The organism is Argonema antarcticum A004/B2, assembly GCF_023333585.1.
GTDB lineage: Bacteria > Cyanobacteriota > Cyanobacteriia > Cyanobacteriales > Aerosakkonemataceae > Argonema > Argonema antarcticum.
In genome coordinates, this window is the sequence record NZ_JAIQZN010000237.1 from 1 (window position 1) to 1,375 (window position 1,375).

General features: G+C 47.3%; 1 protein-coding gene. It reads right to left on the bottom strand.

What is annotated here, in order from left to right:
* Window positions 1-113: 113 nt before the first annotated feature.
* Window positions 114-1,190, bottom strand: coding sequence for a hemolysin family protein (locus LAY57_RS35595; RefSeq protein WP_249072216.1), 1,077 nt, complete (start codon window positions 1,188-1,190; stop codon window positions 114-116).
* Window positions 1,191-1,375: the final 185 nt, after the last annotated feature.

The window sequence follows — 1,375 nt, forward strand, 5'->3', positions numbered from 1 at the left end:
CTCTTCACTCACTCGCATTCCTCCCGCCGCTCACCTGGGTACAACTAGAGCGGGGGACTCCTGCTGTGCTAGTTGAAAATTTATCTCGGCTCACAGACAAGTAAATTTCTGACTCAATTAGCCCGCACCGGGAAATCACTCTCATCATAGATTTCTCCGACCAGCTCTTCGAGAATATCTTCCAGGGTGATTAACCCTACTGTCCCGCCGTATTCATCGACCACAATGGCAATATGCAGGCGCAATTTGAGCATTTCTTTGAGCAAGTTGGGAATTCGCTTAGTTTCGGGTACGTACAGAGGCGGGTCGATCGCTTCTGTCACTGGTACTTGGCTGCGACCCAATGCTTGCGAATGATTCAGGTGCTGGAGGGCCCGCTTGAGGTGAACAATTCCCACAATCCGATCCTTAGATTCTTCTTGCACTGGGATACGAGAATATCCTGTTTCCAAACATAAATTCACTAAATCCTCAAGGGTGGCTTCATGAGAAATTGTCCGCATCTCAATCCGAGACTTGACTAAATCGCGGGCGCTGAGGCTATCCAGCGTCAGCGCTTTGCTCAGCAACTGGCGTTTATCCAAGTCTAAGTGACCTTTGCCGCCCAAAATTTCGATCATTAGCTGGAGGTCTCTTAATGACTCTCCCTGCGGAACAGCGCCCCCCTGAAACAACCGAATCACGCTCTGGGCAATGTTCTCAAATACATAAATCACCGGCCCTAGCGCTATTGACAGCCAGTAAACGGGGCGAACTGCCAGCCTGAAAAATCCCATCACATTGTTCATTGCGAGGGATTTGGGCGTAACTTCGCCAAAAATCAAGACCAAAAATGTGACAACGGCAGTGGCAATACCCAGTCCCGCATTGCCTAACCACAAGACAAATAGGTTACTGGTGAGAATAGCAGAAAAATTATTCACCAGGTTGTTACCCACCAAGAGGGTGGTGATAAACCGAGCGCGTTTCTCCAGTACCAGGGTAAAAATCCTTGTCGGGTCTCCTTGCTCTTTAATTAGAGCCCGGAGTTTGAAATTGTCCAGTCCTGTAATTGCGGTTTCAGAACCTGAGAAGAATGCCGAAAGCAAAAGCATTAATCCCAATACCGCAATATCGAGCCAAATACTTCCCAAGAGGGGGCCGATCTCAGAGGTAGCTAGAATGTAGGATTGAACGGGTAAAGAAATCACAGGATTTTGTAAAGAGCAAAAGGTAAAAGGCAAAAGGTAAAAGAAAATATTTCTCTATTACCTTTTTCTTTTTACTTTTTTACTTTAACTCCTCGCTCCTGTTGTCCCCCGCTATAACTGTACCCAGTTTAGCGGCGGGATACTTCGGCAGGCTCAGTAACAGAAAGGCAGGGAGATTGTAGGCT